At 66.3% G+C, this 23,345-nt stretch carries 15 protein-coding genes and 1 pseudogene; 12 read left to right on the top strand and 4 right to left on the bottom strand.

Features of this window, described 5'->3' with window-relative positions; genetic code table 11:
• A pseudogene (locus Q8814_RS05875) lies at positions 1-224 on the bottom strand (hypothetical protein); the annotation flags it as partial.
• Positions 221-679 carry a GyrI-like domain-containing protein gene (locus Q8814_RS05870; RefSeq protein ID WP_330151082.1) on the bottom strand — a complete coding sequence of 153 codons (459 nt, stop codon included), beginning with the start codon at positions 677-679 and terminating at the stop codon, positions 221-223. The gene Q8814_RS05870 and the pseudogene Q8814_RS05875, both read right to left, overlap by 4 nt.
• A gap of 243 nt (positions 680-922) precedes the next feature.
• Here Q8814_RS05870 and Q8814_RS05865 point away from each other — a divergent pair, with 243 nt between their 5' ends.
• The 12 genes from Q8814_RS05865 (at position 923) to Q8814_RS05810 (ending at position 18,987) form a co-directional block, all read left to right on the top strand.
• Positions 923-2,176 (top strand): class I SAM-dependent methyltransferase, encoded by a 1,254-nt coding sequence (locus tag Q8814_RS05865; RefSeq protein WP_330151081.1) that lies wholly within the window; start codon positions 923-925, stop codon positions 2,174-2,176.
• A gap of 167 nt (positions 2,177-2,343) precedes the next feature.
• A complete protein-coding gene (locus Q8814_RS05860; RefSeq protein WP_330151080.1) occupies positions 2,344-3,078 on the top strand; it encodes a glycosyltransferase family 2 protein in 735 nt (244 codons plus the stop codon).
• Positions 3,075-4,478: a glycosyltransferase gene (locus Q8814_RS05855; protein ID WP_330151079.1), complete on the top strand. Its 1,404-nt coding sequence runs from the start codon at positions 3,075-3,077 to the stop codon at positions 4,476-4,478. The genes Q8814_RS05860 and Q8814_RS05855 overlap by 4 nt, the downstream gene beginning before the upstream one ends.
• The gene (locus Q8814_RS05850; RefSeq protein WP_330151078.1) at positions 4,475-9,820 is read left to right on the top strand and encodes a glycosyltransferase; all 5,346 of its coding nucleotides are present in this window, start codon (positions 4,475-4,477) and stop codon (positions 9,818-9,820) included. The genes Q8814_RS05855 and Q8814_RS05850 overlap by 4 nt, the downstream gene beginning before the upstream one ends.
• Positions 9,817-10,254: a hypothetical protein gene (locus Q8814_RS05845; protein ID WP_330151077.1), complete on the top strand. Its 438-nt coding sequence runs from the start codon at positions 9,817-9,819 to the stop codon at positions 10,252-10,254. Before Q8814_RS05850 ends, Q8814_RS05845 begins: the two co-directional genes overlap by 4 nt.
• A complete protein-coding gene (locus Q8814_RS05840; protein WP_330151076.1) occupies positions 10,251-11,096 on the top strand; it encodes a polysaccharide deacetylase family protein in 846 nt (281 codons plus the stop codon). The genes Q8814_RS05845 and Q8814_RS05840 overlap by 4 nt, the downstream gene beginning before the upstream one ends.
• A 2-nt stretch (positions 11,097-11,098) precedes the next feature.
• Positions 11,099-12,094, top strand: a complete 996-nt coding sequence (locus Q8814_RS05835) for an NAD-dependent epimerase/dehydratase family protein (protein WP_330151084.1) — start codon at positions 11,099-11,101, stop codon at positions 12,092-12,094.
• Complete coding sequence (locus tag Q8814_RS05830) at positions 12,091-13,173, top strand: GNAT family N-acetyltransferase (protein WP_330151075.1); 1,083 nt, start codon at positions 12,091-12,093, stop codon at positions 13,171-13,173. The genes Q8814_RS05835 and Q8814_RS05830 overlap by 4 nt, the downstream gene beginning before the upstream one ends.
• Positions 13,163-14,176: a beta-propeller fold lactonase family protein gene (locus Q8814_RS05825; protein WP_330151074.1), complete on the top strand. Its 1,014-nt coding sequence runs from the start codon at positions 13,163-13,165 to the stop codon at positions 14,174-14,176. Before Q8814_RS05830 ends, Q8814_RS05825 begins: the two co-directional genes overlap by 11 nt.
• A 10-nt stretch (positions 14,177-14,186) precedes the next feature.
• Complete coding sequence (locus Q8814_RS05820) at positions 14,187-15,086, top strand: glycoside hydrolase family 16 protein (protein ID WP_330151073.1); 900 nt, start codon at positions 14,187-14,189, stop codon at positions 15,084-15,086.
• Positions 15,087-15,166: 80 nt separating this feature from the next.
• Positions 15,167-16,279, top strand: a complete 1,113-nt coding sequence (locus tag Q8814_RS05815; protein WP_330151072.1) for a GNAT family N-acetyltransferase — start codon at positions 15,167-15,169, stop codon at positions 16,277-16,279.
• Entirely contained in the window at positions 16,276-18,987 is a 2,712-nt protein-coding gene (locus Q8814_RS05810) for an HAD hydrolase family protein (protein ID WP_330151071.1), read from the top strand. The genes Q8814_RS05815 and Q8814_RS05810 overlap by 4 nt, the downstream gene beginning before the upstream one ends.
• Here the strand turns inward: Q8814_RS05810 and Q8814_RS05805 are convergent.
• Both Q8814_RS05805 and mfd read right to left on the bottom strand, forming a co-directional pair.
• The gene (locus Q8814_RS05805) at positions 18,971-19,645 is read right to left on the bottom strand and encodes a MazG family protein (protein WP_330151070.1); all 675 of its coding nucleotides are present in this window, start codon (positions 19,643-19,645) and stop codon (positions 18,971-18,973) included. The genes Q8814_RS05810 and Q8814_RS05805 overlap by 17 nt on opposite strands.
• Positions 19,646-19,669: 24 nt before the next feature.
• On the bottom strand, positions 19,670-23,323 hold the full coding sequence (gene mfd / locus Q8814_RS05800; protein WP_330151069.1) for a transcription-repair coupling factor: 3,654 nt from the start codon (positions 23,321-23,323) through the stop codon (positions 19,670-19,672).
• Positions 23,324-23,345 lie beyond the last annotated feature (22 nt).

Genomic DNA, 23,345 nt, shown 5'->3' with positions numbered 1-23,345 from the left:
ATATCGGACAGCCCGTCGCACTCGAACCCGACAAGTGCGGACCATCCGATTTCCGCGTGGCACACGTAGACAACGACCACGTCCCGGACCCCACGAGACCGGATGCGTTCCTGGGTGAACATCATCAACTCGGCCTTCTGTCCGATCCCGCCGGGTTCGACGTCCGGCAGAACGAGTCCGCAGACGTAGCGCTCATGCAGTTTGGTGATCCCGAACGGCATCATGCATCGGCCTTCTCGGACGCGAGGACGGACACGTAGAGGTCGATCCGGAAGGCATTCGGGTAGTACTCGAAATCACCGACGAAGGAACGCACGATCCTGCTCGACCCCTCCGCTTCGCGCACCTGGTCCCAGAGGTCGGTGACGACCTCCGGAAAGTTGCCGGTCGAGCTGAACTTCGCGTAGGTCCCGGCAGGCACGCAGGCAACGAAATGCCCTTCGGTCACCTGATCGAGCGACTCGCATTGGTACCCGACCGTCTGGGTGTAGTACGACCCGATATCGACCGCATGGTCGGTGTAGGCAGAAGCCAGCGGTCCGCCGAGTTCCTCCTTGAGAACTGCCGACCACGCGCGCTCGAGTCCCGGATCGCGGGGTCTGCCCAGCGCCCGCTTCGGGCTCCGGACAGGCAGGCCTGCAACAAGCGTCTGCTTGCGGTGAACGATTTCGAACGGCATCGGGCGACCTCCGCTGGAATATCCCCTGTCATATCCCTGGCAACCTCGGCACGCCCGACTCGAATCCGATAGTTGTGACTTCAAAGTCTAGAACTTCCTCGCTACACATCAAAACCCCCACAAAACAAACTTTAGGTTTGCGAATGCCTTCCTCCTCCTTCCTTCAGTATGCTTTCATCATCATTACGGACCCAAGGTTTCCCGCGGGGTTCGGGGACCCGCCCACTCTGCAGGGGTGTCACGATGAAATGTCGTCTGTGCGCATCGGAGCGGATGCTCAGCGTGCTCGATCTGGGAGCCGTACCGCCGAGCGACCGCTTCCTTACCTTCGACGAACTCGACCTGCCCGAGACCAGTTACCCTCTGCACTTGCGGCTGTGTGAAAGCTGCCTCTTACTGCAGGTACCGGCGTATGTCATGCGCGACGACATGGCGGCGCGCTATCCGGCGCCGGCGCATGAGCTCAGTGACGCAGACGCGCGCAGTTTCTTCAACCGTGCAATCGGAGACTTCGCGCTGGGATCGCACTCGTCGATCGTCCAGATCGGAAGCAGGGACGGGTACCTGCTGCGCCACGCCGTCGAGGCCGGCATCCCGTGCCTCGGTATCGAACCGTCGGCGAATGCCGGTACCACCGCACGCGCGCTCGGGGTCCCAACCGTCACCGGCTACTTCGACGAGGGAATGGCAGAAGACCTGTACCAGGAGTACGGTGCGGCCGATCTCATCGTCGCAAACAATATGTACTCCCACGTTTCGGACGTCGAGGGATTCGCTCGTGCCCTTCGGACCCTCGTCGCCGACTACGGCCGGATCTCGATCGAGGTCGACCATGCCCTGCACCTTGTCCGCGACAGGCGATTCGACACGATCGACCACGCCCGTTTGCAGTATTACACCATCCTCACGGCGATGCGGGCGCTCGCGAGTGGTGGACTGACGGTATTCGACGTGGAACCCGTCGACCTGCAAGGAGATTCGATCAGAATCTGGGCTCGGCCTGAGGAAGTTTCGGCTCCACCGGGCCCCCGTGTCGACGAAATCCTCGAGGAGGAGCGTGCCGCCGGCCTGCACACGCCGGAGGGGTACCGCGAACTCGAAGCACATGCCCGTGCAACCCGCAGCGGGCTCCTGCGGTTCCTACTCGATTGCCAGGACCGCGAACTCAGCGTGATCGGTTACGGCACTGGGTGTTACAGCACAGTTCTCAACTACTGCGGAATCCGGCCCGACCTGATGTCCTACACGGTCGATCATGATCCTTTCCGCCAGGGCTGCTACACCTCCGGTACCCGAATGCCCGTGTGCGGACCGGAACAGATCAGGAAGGATCATCCCGACGTCGTCGTCGTACTGCCCTGGGGACCGGTTCGGGAACCGGCCGACCACTTGCAGTACATCGATTCGTGGGGAGGCCGGCTCGTCTTTCCGGCCCCCGCCGCCCGCACCCCGAGCGCACAGCCTTATCCGGGCTTATCCGGGAGCGTAATGGAATGAGCGACAACAGCCCGCACCTGCGACCTCCGGCAATCCACCCGCACCACAACCCGATTGGAATCCCGATGTCTCCTACGCCTGTTGCGAGCGCGCTCGGCGCCCCGTCGTCTCCGGACACTTCATCCGCTGTATCCCCCACATCGAGGGTCCGGCCGACCGTAACCCTGGTGATTCCCGTACGGAACGAGGCCAGGAACATCGCGTGGGTTCTCGACCAGGTGCCCGACGACGTCACCGAAATAATCATCGTCGACGGGGATTCCACCGATGCGACTCTCGTGACCGCACGCAGTGTAAGACCGGACATCCGCGTCGTACAACAGGAAGGCATAGGCAAGGGCAGCGCACTGCGTACCGGGTTCCTCGCCGCGCGCGGCGACCTCATAGTGATGATGGACGCCGACGGGAGCATGGCCCCGCAGGAGATCCCCCACTATCTGCATTTCCTCACCAACGGTTACGACTTCGTCAAAGGATCCCGCTTCGTGGCCGGAGGGGGATCGCTCGACATCACTCGTTTCCGGACATTCGGCAACCGGTTCCTGCTCACAGTTTTCAACTCGCTGTACGACACGCACCTCACCGATCTGTGTTACGGATTCTGCGCTTTTCACCGTCGCTACCTCGAGCACCTGAAACTATCGGCAACGGGCTTCGAGATCGAAGCGGAGATGATCGCGGCGGCGATGCGGGCCGGCCTGCGCATCGCCGAGGTGCCGAGCCTCGAAATGCCCCGTCGCAGCGGCAAATCCAACCTCCATGCGTTGCGAGACGGCACACGAGTTCTCCAGGCCGTCCTCGACGCACACGGCAGGGAACACTCGGACTTGCTGGCACGGATGGCACACCCGCGCCGCCGGGGTTCGAGTGAGATCGCCGTGACGGCGCTCGGTCCGACATGAGCACCATGCAGCATGTCCTGGAAGGCCCCGGGGAGGGCCGCGCGACCGCGCGCATGCTGCTGCTCGACGACCTCCCCGTCCCACGGACGGACATCGAACTGACTGCCCCGCCGACCCGCCTCGAACTCACGGGTGGGAAGGATTCGCCGGCGAAGATCCTGGCGCTGATTCGCGTGCACACCTACCCGGTGGGCGTCGTCGTCCTCGACGGCACACTCGGTGCGAATTGGGACACCCACGCGGACACCGTATGGAAGGCCGTCGGACCGGCAGCGAATGCACATCTTGCCGCCGACGGTCTCGAACCGGTCTCCCATCCGAATGCCCTGCTGCCTCGCGCGAGCCGGGCTCGATCAACTCGGAACACCCGGCCGCATTGTGAGGTCACTCGCGAGACAGCGCTCCGGCATGCGCCGTTCGTCACCGTGGTCGTCGCGACCCGGAACCGGCCCGACAGTGCCCGCCTTTGTCTGGACGCCCTCACTGCCATGGAATACCCAACCTTCGAAATCGTCGTCGTGGACAACGACCCGCCCGACGACGACACAGCCGGGATGGTCGCTTCCTACGGTGACACCCGCGTGCGATACCTTCGCGAGGATCGTCGCGGCTTGTCGTCTGCGCACAACTGCGGGCTCACCGCCGCCCGAGGCGAGATCGTCGCGTTCGTCGACGACGATGTCGTGGTCGACCGGCACTGGCTCACCGCCGTCGCGGAGGGTTTCGCCTCCTCCGACGACGTCGGCTGCGTGACCGGGCTGATTCTGCCGGCGCAACTCGAGACCCCCGCCCAACTCCTGCTCGAGCAACACGGCGGGTTCGACAAGGGATTCGAGGTGCGCTGCTTCGACAACGACAGGCTCCACCCCGGGGATCCGCTGTTCCCGTTCACTGCAGGTCAATTCGGGTCGGGTGCGAACATGGCGTTCGACACCGATGTGCTGCGGCGTCTCGGCGGTTTCGATCCGGCCATCGGGGCCGGTACCTTCGCCCGCGGAGGCGATGACCTGTCCGGGTTCTTCCGTGTGGTGACGGCCGGGCACCGCCTCGTTTATCAACCCGGCGCGATCGTATGGCACCGCCACCACCGCGACATGGCTGCTCTGCGGAACCAGGCCTACGGCTACGGGGTCGGGTTCGGGGCGTTTGTCGCCAGTTCGGTGGTGAATGATCCGAAGATTCTGCTCGGCTTGTTGCGTCGTCTTCCCCGCGGAGCCGAGTACCTGTTCAGTGGCACTTCAGAGCGCAACCGCACACGGTACGAGAATCTGCCCGAGGGCCTGGCACGCCTCGAGCGACGCGGAGTGCTGTTCGGTCCCGCTGCCTATGCGGTGAGCCGGTGGCGGGGCCGGCGAGCGTCCACTCGCGGTCGAACCGCAAGGACGGACGGTACGCGGTGAGCGGCATCCCCTCCGGTCACCGCGTATTGGCTGACCTCCGCGTCCCGGCGCCGAAAATCCCCTCCCTGCGGTCCTTCGTGCAGGATCTGCAGAGTCCGCTGCTGCGCAACGGCATGTTGCTGACCTTGAGCGCCGTGATGTCCGCCGCGATCGGTTTCGGGTACTGGGCGATCGTCGCGCGCCACTACGACGCAGCGACGGTCGGCACCAACTCGGCGGCGATCTCGATGGCGATGCTCACCGCGGCCATCGCGCAACTGAACCTGTCGAGCGCGATGGCTCGGTTCGTCCCGACCGCCGGGCGGAGCACCCGGCGTCTGGTCGCAAGCGCCTATCTGGTGACCACGTCGTTTGCATTTGTCGTGGCCGTCGCCGTCGTGCTCGTCGTTCCGTTCGTCTCACCCGAGACCTCGTTCCTCGACAACCCCGCGACACAGGTGCTGTTCGTCGTCGGCACGGTCGGCTGCACCCTGTTCGTCCTGCAGGACGGCGTGCTGACCGGCCTCCGACGGACAGCACTGGTGCCCGTCGAGAACGTCGCCGTGGCCGTTGTCAAGATCGTCATGGTTGTGGTGTTCGCGGCGATGGTGCCGGCGACAGGGATCTTCCTGTCCTGGACCGCGTCGCTCCTGCTGTCGATTCCCGTGCTCGGCGTCTATCTCTTCCTGTGGGCGATACCCCGGCACGCCGCCGCGGCCGGGGAGGACGAGTCGCTGCCACCGCTCGGGCAACTGTCCCGATTCGTGACGGTCGACTACATCGGCGCGGTCTGTTCCATCGGTGCCGCCACACTCATGCCGATCGTGGTGCTCAGCCAGCTCGGTTCGGTCGAGACCGCATATTTCTCGATCGCATGGGCGATCGCGAACACCATCCACCTGGTCAACGTCAACCTCGGCATGTCGCTGATGGTCGAGACCGCCGCCGACCAATCTGAGCTCGCGCGCAAGGCCCGGCAGGTGATGCTGCACAGCGCCCGGCTGGTGATCCCCGTTGTCACCGGCGTCCTGGTCTTCGCCCCCTTCGTCCTGAGCATCTTCGGCGCCGAATACCGGGCAGGAAGCGACGTGCTCCGTCTGATGGCGCTCGCCGGTATTCCCAATATCATTGTCGCCACCGCGATCAGCTCGGCGCGTGCACACCGCCGCCTGAAGTTGCTGCTCTCGATCCAGGTGACGAACATCGTGCTCACTCTCGGGCTCGCATCGGTGCTGCTCGAGCCGCTAGGCCTGGCCGGCGCCGGGGCGGCGCTACTCACAAGCCAGTCCCTGATCGCCGCGGTGCTCGTACTCCGCCGCGACCTCTGGCTGACCGTCCGGCCGACAACCAATCGCCGCCCCACTTCTCGTCGCGCCTCGGTCGTGCGCATCGTCCCCGGATCCGCCATCCGCGTGGCCGCCGCGATTCGCAGGTCCCGCGCAGTCGACCGGATCGCGCGCCCGTTCGGTTCAACGGTCCCCCACCGGAAAGACCGCAAGGCGCAAGCGCGGGTAGAGGGTTTCGCGGGCATCTCTACCCTGTCGGAATGGTCGCATGTGCAGCCGGTTCCGACGGACACCGACGTTGACGTCGCGGTCTTGAGCCGAGATCTCCAATGCCCCACCGCGGTGGGGAAGATCGCACGATCCGAGTCCCCGGCCGCAGAACTGTGCGCCCAGCAGACCGTTCTGGCCGAGTTGCATTCCGACCAACGTTTGCGGCACTGGCAGCCTCACCTCCCCCGGATTCTGTCCTTCCGCACCGAACCGGGTTACACCGAATCGGTCGAAACATTCATTCCTGGGAGCGACTTGGCGACGGCGCTGGACAGCCGGACCGGATACGCGACAGCACCGGTGACGGCAGCCATTACTGCCATCGACGAAATGCACTCCGTAACAGGTGAACTCGTGGTTGTCAATGACGGAGCGTTGGACACCTGGGTGGACAAACCGCTTCATGCGCTCACGGACATGTGCCGCACCATTTCACCGTCGTATCTGCCGACGGTCGCCGAACTCGGTTCCGTTCTGCGCCGGGCACTGCACGAGCGGGTCGTCATGGCAGGCTGGACCCACGGCGACTTCCACCCCGGGAATGTACGGATCACTGACACCGGTGAAATATCCGGCATCATCGACTGGGGCGGCGCCCGCGACGACCTCCCGGTGATCCTGGACGACTACTTCATGTTGCTGACGGCGACATGCCTGGTGCAGCACAGTGAATTCGGCACCGTCGTGCGGCGGCGACTGCGCGGCGGCGGCCTCTCGGAACGAGAACGCGGGATCCGTGCGGCCGCGTACAGCGCTGCGCCCGAGGTGCTCCGCGGCGAGGAGCCCGACGAGCGGATCATGATTCTGCTCACATGGCTCCATCACGTCGCATTGCTCGGTCGCACATGCACCGCCCACCACGAGAACCGCGTCTGGTGGGTTCTCAACGTGGTTCCCGTGCTCCGGGCGTTCCGCGAGGTGGCACATCACCTCGAGGGGGCAACCGAGCCGGCGATGTCTCGCCACACCGAGCATCCGGGCACCGACACGGCACCCGGCCTCGCCCATGACGGTCGCGGAGATCGCTCCGAAATGGCCGGGATCGCCCTGTCGGTTGCCGAGGAACATCATCGGCCACCCGGCGCGACTCTGTGTGCCTCTCGCTCGGAACAGACGATCGCCGCCTCCGTGGTGATCTGCGCCTACACGGAACGTCGCTGGGAGGCGTTGTCGCGCGCCGTCGAATCTGTCCGTTCCCAGACGCATCCCGCCGAGGAAATCCTCGTCGTCATCGACCACAACGAGCAGTTGCTGGCCCTCGCGAGGAATGAACTGCGCGGTGTCACCGTGATGCCGAATCTCTACGAAAAGGGACTGTCGGGAGCCCGCAACACCGGCGCGACCGCGGCAACCGCAGAGATCGTGGCCTTCCTCGACGACGATGCGGCCGCAGAAGACGATTGGCTCGCTGCGTTGGTGGATCCCTACGCCGATCCCCACGTCCTCGGGGTCGGCGGGCTGGTGGTCGCCGAGTGGGCCACCGCGCGGCCCCGATGGTTCCCGCCCGAATTCGACTGGGTGGTCGGATGCAGTTACCGCGGTCTGCCGACCGAACGGGCCCGAGTGCGGAACATGATCGGGGCAAGCATGTCGCTGCGACGCGAACTGGTAGTCGACGCCGGCGGTTTCGCCACCGGGCTCGGCCGCATCGGCACCCGGCCGCTCGGATGCGAGGAAACCGAACTCTGCATCCGGCTGGCGGAGAACCATCCGGGTGGCCTCCACCTCCACGAGCCCGCGGCCCGAGTACGCCACAGCGTCCCCGAGGAGCGCGCGACCTGGGCGTACTTCCGGTCGCGCTGCTACGCGGAAGGCCTGTCGAAAGCTGCCGTGAGCGCACGCACCGGCAACGCACGAGCATTGTCGAGCGAGCAGCGATATCTGACCTCGACCATTCCGAAGGGTTTCGCGCGTCGACTGGGCGAAGTTGCACGTGGGCGCTTCTGGGGCCTCGCCGCAGCGCTCGCGATGGTTGTGGGGGTGACGACGACGATGACGGGTTATCTGGTGGGGCGCTCGACCGGACTACGACGCACCGACATACCGGAACCTCGGGAGCGCCGTATGCGAGCGCTCGCGACCCTTTCATACCTGGGCCCCCTGGTGGCAACGGTCCTGTGGGCTTTCTCGCTGCCGCGCATCGACATCGGCGCGATGGGCGATTACGGATTGCTACCGGTGCTGCCGATCACCTTCTGGGCTGCGCTCGCGGTGCTGCTGGTGAGCTTCGGTCTGACTGTGCGACGCCCGCAGACTCCGACGTGGCTCCATGCATCCCACGTCGTCGTGCTGATCGCGATCCTGCATGCCACACCGTCGATCCTGTACGACACCCTGCGGTATTCCTGGGCGTGGAAGCACATCGGCATCGTCGACTACTTCCAGCGCAATGCCGGAATCGACACCACGTTCGGAGAACTGTCGGCGTACCAACTCTGGCCGGCCTTCTTCAACGCCAATGCGACACTCGTCGAGAACGGTGGTCTCGACTCCGCCCTCGGTTACGCGGCCTGGGCCCCACCGTTCTTCAACGTTCTGCTTCTCGGTCCCCTGTTCCTGATCTTCAGCACCTTCACACGTGATCGGCGCCTCATCTGGGCGGGCATCACGATCTTCTATCTCGGTTCGTGGGTGGGCCAGGACTACTTCGCTCCGCAGGCTGTCGTGTTCTTCCTGTATACGACGGTGCTGGCACTTGTCCTGCGGTATCAGCGACGTGAGGTGCGCCCCGCAGTCCGCCGCTCGGTCGCGACATTCGCGATCGTGCCGATCATGGCCGGGATCGTTCCGACCCATCAACTGACTCCGCTGATGATGGTGGGTGCGCTCGGCCTCCTCGCCGTCTTCCGTGCCAGAAAAACTGTGGTGCTCACCGCGCTGATGCTCACGATGACACTTGCGTGGGACATCCTGGTCGCCGGGGATTGGCTCGCAGCCGACATGGCGGGGCTGATGTCGGCATTCGGTGACGCGAGCGCGAACGCCGGATCCGGCTTCATCGACCTGGCGGCAGGCAGTCGCAGCCAGGTGGTCGTCGCACAATTCGATCGCGCTCTGTCCGCCGGTGTGTGGGCACTGGCGGCGATCGGCTTCGCGCGACGCATCCGGACACCCCGCGGTTTCTTCCGCCACCCCGACCTGGCCTTGCCGTTGCTGGCTGTCGCGCCGATCCCCTTGGTCCTGGGCAACGACTACGGCGGAGAGATGATCTTCCGGGTCTATCTGCTGGGGCTGCCGTTCGCGGCGTTCTATGCGGCGGCCGCGTTCTTCCCGAACGAGGAGGCCGGCCGGATCGACAGGCACAGCTGGAAGAGCCGCGCCGGCATGATTGCTCTACCTCTGACTCTGGTGCTGCTCGTGACGGGCTTCGTCTTCGGCTACTACGGCAAGGAGCAGACCGCGAACTTCACCACGGATGAACACGCGGCCGCCCGGTTCGTCTACGGCGTAGCCCCGCGCGGTTCGCTCATCGTCGGTGCGACAAACGGATTTCCTTGGGCATTCAAGAATTTCGAATTCTACGACCACATGTGGTTCTCGACGTTCGAAGTGGAGGACCGAGAAGACATCCTCGCAGATCCGGAAGGCATCTTCGCCGACATGATGAATCCGGTGGATCACCACCATTCCTACCTGATCATCACCCGCAGCCAGCAGGAGGACATGGAGTTGTCCGGCGATCTGCCGGCGGATGCGCTGCCCGGAATCGAGGCGACACTCGAGGCCTCTCCCCGATTCACTCTGGTCTACCGCAACCCCGACGCGGTCGTATTCACGCTCACCCAGCCCCGGCCGGAGGGATCATGACCCGAATCGACACGACCGGACTCCGCGTACCACACCACTTGTCGAGGCTCCGGCAATCCGTCCGCGCCATCCCGCCGGGGCTGTGGATGACCGCAGTGGCGGGATGGCTGGCGCTGCTGTGCACGAAGGTCATCACCCCCGACTCGACAATCGCTGTGCTGCGTCCCGTCGCGGTGTTCGCCTTCGTCCTTATCGGACCGGGATGGGCTGTCGCGAAATGTATTCCACTGCAGACCACCCTCGAGCGATGGGTGGTGGCGGTGGCATTCGGCATGTCCTCAGTGCTGCTCGTCTCCGTCGGGTTCACGTTCGCACGCAACGATTCGATGGAGCTGCGTCTGGTGATCCTCGCCGCAATCGCCACTACCGCGTCGGTCGCTGCGATGTATCGGGCGATCCGTTCGACGACTTCGGACGAGGCGGTGCTCCGATGACTGTTGTCCCTATCCTGCTGTACCACTCGGTCTCCTCGGATCCGGAGCCGTGGATCGCCCCGTACTCGGTAACCCCAACGGCATTCGCCGGACAGGTCGAGGCGATGGCCGCGAGCGGGCGAACCCCGATGACGGTGTCGGAGTTCGTCGCCGCATCGAGCGGGTACGGTACGTTGCCGGACCGGCCGCTGGTCGTCACGTTCGACGACGGTTTCGCGGATTTTCCGTGGGCCGCGGAAATACTTGCCGCGGAAAGCATCTCCAGCACGCTGTACGTCACGACCGGCGCGCTGCGAGGCCGTCCGCCCACCCCGCTGCATATCCCGCCCGCGCCGATGCTCGCCTGGTCCCAACTCCGTGAGCTCGACGGGCTGGGCGTCGAGATCGGAGCACACACCCACACTCATCCGCAGCTCGACATCCTGCCCACCTCGGCAGTGACCGACGAAGTGCAGCGCAGCAAAGGACTTCTCGAAGAGTTTCTCGGCCGGCCCGTGCCGAGTTTCGCCTATCCCCACGGATTCCACTCCGCGCGGGTCCACGCCGCGGTCGCGCGTGCAGGCTGCACCTCTGCCTGCGCAGTGATGAATGCCCTCAGTTCGAGTTCGGACCGTCCGCTGATCCTCGCGCGGCTCACGGTTCGCGCCGACACCCCGTCTGCGGAGATCGCGTTGTGGCTGGCGGGATGCGGTGCCCCGATCGCCCCATATCCCGAGCGGTGGCGCACAGGAGCGTGGCGTACCTACCGCCGGTTGCGCGGCACCCGGTCCTCACGCGGCGTCTTCGTGCGTCCCCCCGGCAAGCCGTCCCGGCAGGCCCCAACCTCGAACAGGAGTCAGTGACCATGCGTACTCTCGTCACCGGAGCTGCCGGTTTCATCGGATCGAATCTCGTCGACCGACTCCTCGCCGACGGTCACGAAGTCGTCGGTGTCGACAATCTGTCCACCGGTCGCATCGCCAACCTCGACGGCGCCCTCCTGTCGCGCCACTTCACCTTCGTCGAGACCGACATCGCGTTGCCCGATCTCCAGGCCGTCGTCGCCGGGGTCCGACCCGACGCCGTCTTCCATCTGGCCGCGCAGGTCGACGTCCGTAAATCGGTGACCGATCCACGCTACGACGCTTCGACGAACATTCTCGGCACGATCAACCTGGCGGAGGCCTGTCGGCGGGCGGGTACCCGACGAATCGTCTTTGCCGCCTCCGGCGGCTCGCGCTACGGCGAACCGACCACACTGCCGGTGCGAGAGGAGGTGCCGGCCCACCCTCTTTCGCCATATGCCGCCGGAAAGGTCGCTGCCGAGATGTATCTCGCCTGTTACGCGGATATGTACGGACTTGCGCCGATCAACCTGGCACTGTCGAACGTCTACGGCCCTCGGCAGGACCCGCACGGCGAAGCCGGTGTGGTCGCGATCTTCGGGTCCGCAATGCTTGCCGGACGACCCACGGTGATCTACGGCGACGGACAGGCGACGCGCGACTACGTCTATGTCGGGGACGTGGTCGAGGCGTTCACCCGCGCCGGGCAGGCCCCTGCACCGCTGACGGGCACCTTCAACATCGGCACCGGGATCCAGACGTCGACGGCCGAATTGCACCATCTGATGTGCGAGGTCGTCGGCAACCCCGAATCGCCGCGGCACGAGGGCAGCCGCACGGGTGAAATTCAAGCGATAGCTCTCGACCACACCGCGGCGCATTCTGCCCTGCAATGGGATCCGCGCGTCGATATGCGGGAGGGCCTGCGGCGGACGGTCGACTGGCTGCGCGAGATCACGGTTGCGCCGGTCGGCGCAGCGTCGGTGGCGACGGGACCCGAAGGGAGCCGGCGATGACAACTACCTTCAACCGTCCGGCGCAGCGACTCGCGTCGGGCCGTGAAGTCCCCCGGGGTCTGTGGCGCGAACTACACCGGTCGGATCCGTACGCCCTGCCCACCCAGTCGCCCGAGTGGATGGACTCTCTCACCGCAGGTAGCGGATACCAGGACACGACCCGGCTGTACGCAGCGCCGCATGGCGGAGCGGCGCTTCTTCCGATGGTCCGCCGCACCTACCCGACGGGCGGCGCGGCGATCGTGCAGTCGATGCCGAGCAGCTGGGGTTTCGGTGGCCTGATCGCGCCGGACGGTGTCACGCCCCGACTGGTGGCCTCCATCCTGGACGACCTGGACCGCTCGTCGGCATTGCGTGTTCGGATACGTCCGAATCCGTTGCAGGCCGGCGCATGGGAAGAAGCTACGGCCGGACGTGCCGGTGTCACCGCGATTCCCGCGCGGGCGCATGTCCTGGATCTCGACGGTGGGTTCGAGCAGGTATGGACGGAACGCATGTCGAGTTCCACGCGCAGGTCGGTGCGCCGCGCCGAGAAATCCGGGGTCGTCATCGAGACCGACAACACCGGCCGACTGGTCCCGGTGTTCTATGAACTGCTGCTCCGGTCGTTCGATCGGTGGGCGCAGCAGCAGCACGAACCCCTGCGGCTCGCGCGTTTCCGGGGCCGTCACCGAGACCCACTGAGCAAGTTCCGCGTCATCGCGCAGCAGATGGGGCCACTGTGCCGGATCTCGGTGGCGTGGATGGACGGCAGGCCCGCGGCCGCCATCCTCGTGCTACAGGACGGCGTCAATGCGCACTACACCCGCGGGGCGATGGACAAGGAGCTGGCGTCGCCGGTCAGAGCCAATTACCTCCTGCACAGCACGGCCATCGAAGAAGCGTGCCGGGCCGGTTGCCGTAACTACCACATGGGCGAGTCCGGAAGTTCGCAGTCGCTGTCCCGGTTCAAAGCCAACTTCGGGGCGACGCCGGTCGACTACGCCGAGTACTGGATCGAACGCGTCCCGTTTCACCGAGCAGACCGGTTGCTGCGCGGATACGTCAAACGAGCGATCGGATTCGTCGATGCCCAGTGACAGGCTCGCTCCCCTCATCGTGTCGGCTCTTCTGACGGCCGCCACACTCGGCGCATGCTCGACGGAAGACCCACCTTCACCCGGCGCTCCGATCCCTGCCGGCGAACACATTTTCGTCGTGAACGCGCAGTCGAGCGATGTCCGCATCCACGACGCCACCACCCTCGCTCCGGTGGGCGACCCGATCGGTGTCGGGCCGGTTCCGTCCGACATCGCGTTGAGCCCGGACGGAACGCGGGCGTATGTCCTGAGCCCGACCTCCAACGACGTGACCGTGATCGATACGACCACCTGCCGCACCGTCGGTGCTCCGCTCCGGGTGAGCAACTATCCCTCGGATCTGGCCGTCACCCCCGACGGCAGCCGTCTGTACGTAACCGGCGGCGAAACCGACGACGTGCGAGCGTACGACATCGCAACCGGAGACCAGCTGGGCGCTCCGCTGCGTGTCGGGGATGCACCGGGCGGACTCGCCCTGACACCTGACGGGAAGTGGATCTACGCGTCGAGCGTGTACCAGGACGACGTCCGCGTCATCGACACCGCCACGTGGGCAGTCGTCGGTAACCCGATCGCCGTCGGACGGGCACCTGCCGCGATGACGGTTGCCCCCGACGGCAAGCGGGTCTACGTGGCCGGCCAGTACTCCGGCGACGTGACGGTGATCGACACGGAGACGAGGACGGTGATCGGCGCCCCCGTCCCCGTCGGCAACTTTCCGAGCGCCGTGCTCGCGAGCTCGGACGGCACCAGGGTTTTCGTCGCCGGACAGAACTCGAACGATGTGCGTGTACTCGACACGCGCACTCTGCAGGTGGTCGGTGCTCCGATCCCGACCGGCGAGGCACCCGATGGCCTGGCCGAGAGCATCGACGGCAGTCGCCTCTATGTCACCAACATGTACTCGAACGACGTGACCGTAATCGACACATCGACCCTGCAGCCTGTGCAGTCCGACCCGTTCGCTTCCACGCCGCGCGGTATCGCCGTGACGGAAACCTGAGGAGCCCGAGATGCCTCCGTTCACCCGCGGCACGAGTTCGCTACTCGGTGTGGTGCAGGCACTGATCGTTTTCACGTCTCTCACCGCGTGCGGTAACACCACTGCGTCGACACGGTTCGAAGGAGAGCCGCCGCCGACGTCGCCCTGGCCGTCCGACATCGAATGGGTGCAGACCTTCGGCGACGAGTTCGACGGGCGCCGCGGCAGAGCACCCGATCGATCCGTCTGGGTACCGGATGTGGGCGGAACAGGCTGGGGCAACGACGAACTGCAGTACTACACGGACGGGGACAATACATTTCTCGACGGCCGCGGAAACCTCGTGATCGAGGCCCGAACCGGATCGGAGGGCCACAAGTGCTGGTACGGACGCTGTCGCTATACCAGCGGAAAGCTCACCACCCGCAGGTCCGACGACGAAATCGCATTCGCGCAGCAATACGGACGCTTCGAAGCTCGGATGAAGCTGCCGACCGGAACGGGGTTGTGGCCGGCCTTCTGGCTCCTGGGCGAGAACATCGACGCGGTAGGACATCCGGAAGCAGGCGAGATCGATGTGGTCGAAGTCATCGGACGGCGCGATGACGAGGTCGAGCAACACGCCCACGGTCCCGGACTGCACTTCGGCGCCGAACACATTCTCCCGCCTGGGCAATCGGTCTCCGACTGGCACACCTACGGGGTCGAGTGGACGCCCGACGAGGTCTCCTGGGAGGTGGACGGCAGCACGACAAGGACTCTCACACGGGAAGAGGCAGGTTCTGGATGGGTATTCGATCAACCGTTCTTCATTCTGCTCAACCTCGCCGTCGGCGGAGAGTGGCCGGGATCCCCGGATTCGAGCACCGAATTCCCGGCGCGGATGTTCATCGACTACATCCGGGTATACGGACCGGAGAGTGCGCCGTGACCCGGTCGCTCACCGATCCCGGACCTGGTCGCGCCGCCCCCCGGACGTGGACCGCCCCCGGTCGATACGGTCCGATGCAGGTGACGAGTCCGGCGCCGCGGGACATCTGGAATCAGATCGCCCGGTCCGACCCACTCGCCGGGCCTTCCCAGGTGCCGGAATGGCTGGACTGCGCGTGCCACGCGGAGGGATGGACCGACGCGAGCCGGCTCTACGAGCTGAGCAGCGGCCGCCGGGTGGTCGCCCCGATGGTGCGCCGGACGCTGGTCCCGATCGGGGGTCTACCGGCGCTGTTCGACACATATGCGTCCATGCCCCGCGGGTGGTCCGTCGGGGGCATCGTGGCGCCCGGCGGCGCCACTGCCGAGGACGTCATGGCGGTGGTGCCGGACCTCGCGTCCACGCCCGGTGCACGAATTCTGATCCGGCCGGATTTTTCGGCGGCACCGGTGTGGGTCGACGCGTTGCCGCGCACCTTTTGCAGTTCACCTCGTCGATGCAGCGAGACTCGCCAGCCCACATACATTCTCGACCTGGACGGCGGATTCGAGGAGGTGTGGAAGAAGCGCTTCGGTTCGAAGGCTCGATCGGGAATCCGCAATGCCCAGCGCAAATCGGAGGCAGCGGGGCTGGTGATCGAGTGCGGCAGTTCGCCCCAACTGGTCCACGATTTCTACGACGTCTACCTGCGGTGGCTCGATCGCCGGGCATATGAACGCCATACGCCTCGCGCGGTGGCGCGATGGGCGGGGTGCCGGCGCGAGCCGTTCCGCAGGTTCGAGACGGTCGCCAGGGTCTTCGGTGATCGCAGCCGCATCTGGGTCGCCTACCTCGATGGGGTACCGGTCGCGGCTGCCTACGCCGTCTATCACGGCGCCATCGGCATGGGTTGGCGCGCCTTCAGCGATCGGGCTCTCGCCGGGACGCTGCGCACGCACGAGTTGCTACAGGTACGCGCGGTCGAACACGCGTGCCTGCTCGGATGCAGGTACTTCGACATGGGGCCGACAGGCGGGGTCGCCGGACTCGAACATGTCAAACGGCGGTTCGGTGGTGTCGCCCATCATGCCCCCGAGTTCGCATGGGAACAGATTCCCCTCTCCCGGATCGGCCAGGGATTCATCCGCGTCCGCCGCCGGGTCGAGCTCGCAACCCTCGCGCTGCCCAGTCTCCGGAGCGGACAGAAATCATGACGTGTGACCTGCCGGCATCACAGTCCATCCTGCCTCGATCCGAACAGCTCACGCCCGTCGACCTGTTGCTCACCGGGACCGAACTCGTGCGTCTGCTGCGTCGAGCACTGGCCGACGAGGAATGGCTGGACGCGTATCTCCTCGCTGCCGGGCTGAACCAGATGGTCGAGGACCGGCTGCGGCCCGATCCCCTACAGCTCTACCGCGCGGCAAATTTCTTGGAGCGCCATGGCTCCGGGGGCATTCGGATCGCCGGAGCCCTGGTTCGGAGGTCGGGAATGGCACTCTCCCCCGCCGCCGTCGGCCTCCATCGGCGATCACTGCTGCGACTGCGCACGTGCCTGAATGTCGCGACGCTCGCCCTGGCGCACATGGTTCTCGATCCTGGCCGGCATGCGCCCACCTTGCCGCCGGATCTCGACCGGTCGCTCTGTGCAGCTGTATATCTGGAGCCGGACGTACTCCGTGTCCCGGCGTGCTTCCGAAGTTTCGATCAACATCCGGACGACATGAGAGAACTCGCGCGCAGGTATCTCGACCAGGGCGAGCGTCCGTCACGGCTCTGTGTGGTGGGAGTACGTACCTCCGGCAGCTACCTCGCGCCGCTTGTCGGCGCAGCACTGGAACTCGGTGGCATCCCGTCGATCGACCTCCTGACGTACCGGCCGGGGCGTTCATGGGGACGCGCCGACGTAATGACCGTGCGGGAGACGGCTGCGGCCGGCGGCATGTTCCTCATCGTCGACGACCCCCCGGTCACGGGGGGTGCTATCGCCGACACGGCCCGCTCGCTCGAGAACTTCGGCGTACCGGCCCGGCAGATAATCGTCGTGGCAGCCCTTTCCGGTGATGTGCCCCCACCCGCGCTCGATCGGTGGGCAGGGGTGTACCTGCCGTGGTCTCGTTGGTCGGTACACCGCCGGTTGAACCGCGGGGCGATCGCCGACACGCTGGCCGGCCTGCTCGGTTCCGGTCACCATGTCGCGGCCTCGGGCCCACACCGGCTCGCTGCCGACAACCGCGCGCGTATCCGCGCCCGGTTCTCCGTCACCATCTCCACTGCAACGACCACCACCAGACGCCAGATCGTCGTCGAAGGTGCCGGGCTCGGGTTTTTCGGACGTCATGCCGTAGCGGTCGCGACATCTCTGGAAGACCATTTTCCGCGGGTGTACGGATTATCCGACGGATTGCTGTACCGCGACTGGGTTCCGGGATCCGAAGTATCCGGCGACGTCACAGAACTGGCCGAATCCGTTGCCGACTATGTGGTCGCCCGAGGACGTGCCCTTCGCGTTCCACGAGACCCCACCGAACGGCTTCGCGGACGGGGTACGTCGGCCGATGCCGCGGCCTGTCTGCTCAGCAGGATCTTCGGAAGGTTCGCCCCTGTCGGGCAATACCTTCTACTCGACCGCATCACGCGCGCCCTGCTGCGCGCCGACGTGCCGAGCGTGCCCGATGGCCAGACGCGACTCCGATACTGGCACCGGTCCTCACCGGGAGAGGCCCTGCGCAAGGTCGACTTCCACCAGAACTCGTTCAGCAATCGCGACATCACGTGCTACGACCCTGTGTTCGATCTTGCCGGAGCGTCCGTCGAGCCACCCGACGGCGATTTCGAGCGACTATTGCGCGTCGGCTACGCCGAACGCACCGGTGTGCGAATCGATCCCGAGCGGTGGTTGCTCTACCGCCTGATCCTGCTGTGGCGACTCGGACGCACGGGCGACATGGACCGCGCGACCGCCGCCACGCGGTCCGCGAACGCAATGCACGACTACCTGACTGCCGTGTTTCCCCCGGGAGATCGGGCGTCCGACGACCACAGCGGACCGCTGTGCGCCATCGATCTCGACGGAGTACTCGAAACCGGTCTGCTCGGATATCCCTGCACGACCCCTGCCGGAGCCGTAAGCCTGCGAGCACTGACCGCGCACGGATTCCGTCCGATACCGGTTACCGGCCGTTGCCTCGACGACGTGATCGAGCGTTGCCGCAGTTTCGATCTGGATGGCGCGGTCGCAGAATACGGTGCGGTCGTGTACGAGGCGCACACGCACCGCTGGACAGATCTGCGCGCAAGCGAGGCCGTCGCCGCGCTCGCGTGGGTGCGCGCACTGCTCGCCGAGCACGACAACGTGGAGGTCGACGGGCGGTACAGGTTCATCGTCCGCGCCCGCTCGCGTCGCGGCCCGGTATCGGACGATGTCGCGGCCACGGTCGTGACGGCGACGCGCGGCGCGGTGCGCGCCGTACACGGGGAAGGACAGACAGATTTCGTGCCTCGCGAGATCGACAAGGGGACGGGATTGCAGCAACTCATCCAACGCATCGGCGGGTCTGTCGCCTTGGCAGTCGGTGATTCGATCGAAGACTTGAGCGTGCTCGAGCGTGCCGCACTGCGCCGGGCACCTCGGAACGCCGGCGACGCCGTCCGAAGCGCCGGGATCACGGTCACCCGCCATTCGTACCAGGCCGGACTCGCAGACGCATGTGCCGATCTTCTCGGCCATCGTCCCGGTGCGTGTCGGCGGTGTACTCCTCCGCATGTCCCGGCGCGCACCGAAGTGCTGTGTGCGGTGCTCGGACTGCGTGAGGACGGGCTACGTGGGTTCGTACCACGCGTGGGTCGCCTCGCCGCGTCCGTTACCCGGCCGTCGTGGGCGTCGAAAGGAGCCCGGCTCGGGCTCACGCCGGTGGCGTGACACATTCCCAGTACAGGCCCCACACCTCCGGCGTCGAACCTCCCGGTGCGACGCCGGCGTCGGCGGCTGCGCGTTCGGCCGCGCGGATGCGGCCCGCGAAGGCGAGGACGGCGCTGCGCAGTACGGATTCGGTGTCGCCGGAACCGTCGATGCGCACGACGCGAAGCTCATCGGGCACCAGATCGTCGGGGAAACCCGCTCGGCGCGCTCGGTCGAGCACCTTCTCGGTCAATGCGAGCGCCGGTTGCTGCATGGCAATGCCGTCCAGGCAACTCGGACGCGCTTTCTCCACTGCCTTGGCGGTCTCCCACGCGGCTTCCTGCTCGGCGACGTCGACCGGTCCGGTGTGGCCGTTCGTCAGGTGGGGGCTGCGCGCAGACAATTTGGAGACGAGGGTCGCGGCGACGTCGTCGACCGTGAACTGCCCCGATGCTTCGGCGATGCGCGAGTGGAAAAGAACCTGCAGCAACAGGTCTCCGAGTTCTTCGCGTAGGGCATCCGCGTCGCCCGAGTCGATGGCGTCGAGCACCTCGTACGTTTCCTCGACGAGGTAGCGGCGCAGGCTCTCGTGCGTCTGGGTGACCTCCCAGCCGCCGAACGACCACAGCCGGTCCATGACCTCGGCTGCCTCACGCAGTTTGCGCCCCGGCTCTGTCATCTCCGCCTCACGAGTTCGCCCGCCTCACGCATTCGCCGGAGTGGCAACACGCACATCGACCGATCCCTGTGGCTTACCGTCCATCGCAAGCAGGAAGTCGGCGATGTACTGCAACAGTTCCACGTCGCGCACCCGATCGGAGCCGACACCGCCCGTGCGCGGAAGCGGCAACTGCACGACACCGCTGGTCGCGCGGTACTGCGCCGACGGATAGATTCGCTTCAGGCGCATCTGCTTCGAATCGGGCAGTTCCATCGGCGAGATCTTGAGTTGGCTGCCCGCCACCGCGACCTCCTCGAGGCCGTACTCGCGGCACAGCAGGCGCAGTTTCGCCACCGACACAAGTCGGCCCACCTCTTGGGGCAGCGGACCGTAACGGTCGACGAGTTCGTCGACGACCACCGTGATCGCCGTGTCGTCGTTCGCGGCCGCGAGCTTGCGGTACGCCTCGAGGCGCAGCCGGTCGGAGGTGACGTAGTCGGCCGGGATGTGCGCATCGACCGGAAGATCTACCCGCACCTCCTTCGGCGCCTCGTCCGTCGTGATCGGTGTGCCGTCGGCCGCGGCCCGGAACGCCTCCACGGCTTCTCCGACGAGTCGCACGTACAGGTCGAAGCCGACACCGGCGACGTGCCCGGACTGCTCGGCACCGAGCACATTGCCGGCGCCGCGGATCTCGAGGTCCTTCATCGCCACGGCCATGCCGGCGCCGAGGTCGGAGTTCTGCGAGATGGTCGCGAGCCGGTCGTAGGCGGTTTCGGTGAGGGGCTTTTCCGGCGGATACAGGAAATACGCGTAACCACGCTGGCGGGAGCGGCCGACACGGCCTCGCAGCTGGTGCAGCTGCGACAGGCCCAGTGCGTCGGCGCGTTCGACGATGAGGGTGTTGGCGTTGGAGATGTCGAGTCCGGTCTCGACGATCGTCGTGCACACCAGCACGTCGAACTCGCGCTCCCAGAAGCCCTGCACGGTCTTCTCGAGGGTGTCCTCGTTCATCTGCCCGTGCGCCACCACGACCCGCGCCTCCGGAACGAGGTCGCGAATCTTCTTGGCGGCCTTGTCGATCGAGCTGACACGGTTGTGTACGTAGAACACCTGACCGTCGCGGAGCAGTTCGCGCCGGATCGCAGCCGCCACCTGCTTGTCGGCGTAGGCACCGACGTAGGTGAGGATCGGGTGCCGTTCCTCGGGCGGAGTGAGGATTGTCGACATCTCACGGATGCCGGCCATGCTCATCTCCAGCGTGCGCGGGATCGGTGTCGCCGACATGGTCAGTACATCGACGTGGGTGCGCAGCGCCTTGATGTGCTCCTTGTGCTCGACACCGAAGCGCTGTTCCTCGTCGACGATCACAAGGCCGAGGTCCTTCCACCGGATTCCCGTCTGCAGCAACCGGTGTGTCCCGACGACGATATCGACGGTGCCGTCCGCCAGCCCCTCCACGGCGGCCCGCGAATCGGCGGGATCGGTGAACCGGCTCAAGCCCTTGACCGTGACGGGAAACGACGCCATCCGCTCGGTGAAGGTCTGCAGGTGCTGCTGCGCGAGCAGCGTGGTGGGCACCAGGACGGCAACCTGCTTGCCGTCCTGCACGGCCTTGAACGCCGCACGCACCGCGATCTCGGTCTTGCCGTATCCCACGTCGCCGATGACGACCCGGTCCATCGGCACCGGCTTCTCCATGTCGGCCTTGACCTCGGAGATCACCGTGAGCTGGTCCTGGGTTTCGGTGAAGGGGAAGGCGTCCTCCATCTCCTTCTGCCACGGGCTGTCCGGCGCGAACGCGTGACCGGGCGAAGCCTGGCGCGCCGCGTACAGCCGCACGAGCTCGCCCGCGATCTCCCGAACCGCTTTGCGCGCTTTACGTTTCGTATTCGCCCAGTCGGAACCACCGAGCTTGCTGATGGCGGGCAATTCGCCGCCCACATAGCGGGAGAGCTGATCGAGTGATTCCATCGGCACGAACAACCGATCGCCCGGCTGGCCGCGCTTGCCGGGGGCGTATTCGATCACCAGGTACTCGCGGCGGGCTCCCCCGATGGTGCGCTCGACCATTTCCACGAACCGGCCGATGCCGTGCTGATCGTGGACGACGTAGTCGCCTGCGGTCAGTGCGAGCGGATCGACCTGGTTGCGACGCTTGACGGGGGTCCTGCGCGCCTCGGTGACGACGCGGTTGCCGGTCAGGTCGGCTTCGGTGACGACCACGAGTCCGGGCACCCCGTTGTCCGGGTCGCCGTCGAGGACCAGCCCCTCGTGCAGCGCACCGCGGACCACGGCCACCTGCCCGCGCACGGGTTCGTCGCCCGGCTCGAGCTTCGCGGCCGGAACCTCGTTCTCCTTCAGCCGCTCGAGCACCCGCAGTCCGGTGCCGGTCCCGGCGACGACGATCACCGCGCGTCCGCCGGTGGTGACGTGCGCGCGCAGGCTGACGAACAGCATCGACAGCAGCTCCTCGGAACCGCGTACCTCAGGCGCCGACTGCACGTCGAGAACCGTCTCGGTGTCGGCGCCGGACGCGAGCGGGCTGAGCGTCCACCACGGGACACCGCTCGCCTGCGCTGCCTCACGGACCTGCCGCAGCGACCGGTACGCGGACGCCCCGAGATCCAGTTTCCTGCCGTCGCCGCCGTTGAGGTTCGCGGCGTCCAGCGGTGCGGCACCGCCGATCGACGCGGCCGTCCACGACGCCTCGAGGAATTCCTGGCCGGTGCGCACGAGGTCGCTCGCGCGGGTCCGCACCTTCTCGGGATCGCACAGCAGCACGTGCGTGCCGGACGGCAGTACGTCGGTAAGCAACTGCAGCTCGTCGGTCTGCAGCACCGGGAGCAGCGCTTCCATGCCTTCGACGGGGATGCCCTCGGCCATCTTGTCGAGCATGTCGACGAGCGATGCGTCGGCCGGGTTGTCTTTCGCGAGCTGCGCGGCGCGTTTCCTCACGGTGTCGGTGAGCAGGAACTCACGACACGGGGTGGCGATGAGCACGGCGGTTTCGAGTTCGGGAATCGACCGCTGGTCGGCGACCGAGAACGGCCGCAGCTCGGTGACCTCGTCGCCCCAGAACTCGACGCGCACGGGATGGTCGGCGGTGGGTGGGAACACGTCGAGAATGCCGCCGCGCACCGCGAACTCACCGCGCTTGCCCACCATGTCGACCAGGTCGTAGGCGAGCTCGACGAGCCGGTTGATCAGGCCGTCGAAGTCGTGTTCCGAACCGACACGCAGCGTGACCGGATCGATCTCGCCCAGCCCGGGGGCCATCGGCTGGACCAGCGAGCGCACGGTCGCGACGATCACGCGCAGTTCGGGTCCGAGGTCGCGGTCGTCGGGGCGGGCCAGCCGGCGCAGCACCTCGAGGCGACGGCCGACCGTGTCCGCGGTCGGCGACAGCCTTTCGTGCGGCAGCGTCTCCCAGGAGGGGAACTGCGCGACGCTGTCGCCGAGCATCTCGCTCAGCTCCGCGGTCAGGTCGTCGGCTTCGCGCCCGGTGGCGGTGACGACCAGCAGCGGCGCTTTCTCCGCGACGGCCGCGGCGACGAACGGGCGGGCGGCGGGTGGTGCGACCAGCGCCTGTTCGGCGGACCCGACGAGCTGGGCGACCCTCTGGAACCGGGGGTCGGCCAGCGCGATCCGCGCCAGTCCGGACAGTGGGGTGGCGGCCGGGGACACAGCAGACAAGGAAGGCGCTCCTGAGTGTGAG

Origin of the sequence: Rhodococcus chondri, from assembly GCF_036327435.1 — a bacterium.
Taxonomy (GTDB): Bacteria; Actinomycetota; Actinomycetes; order Mycobacteriales; family Mycobacteriaceae; genus Rhodococcus; species Rhodococcus chondri.
This window is presented reverse-complemented; position numbering and strand designations above follow the sequence as displayed.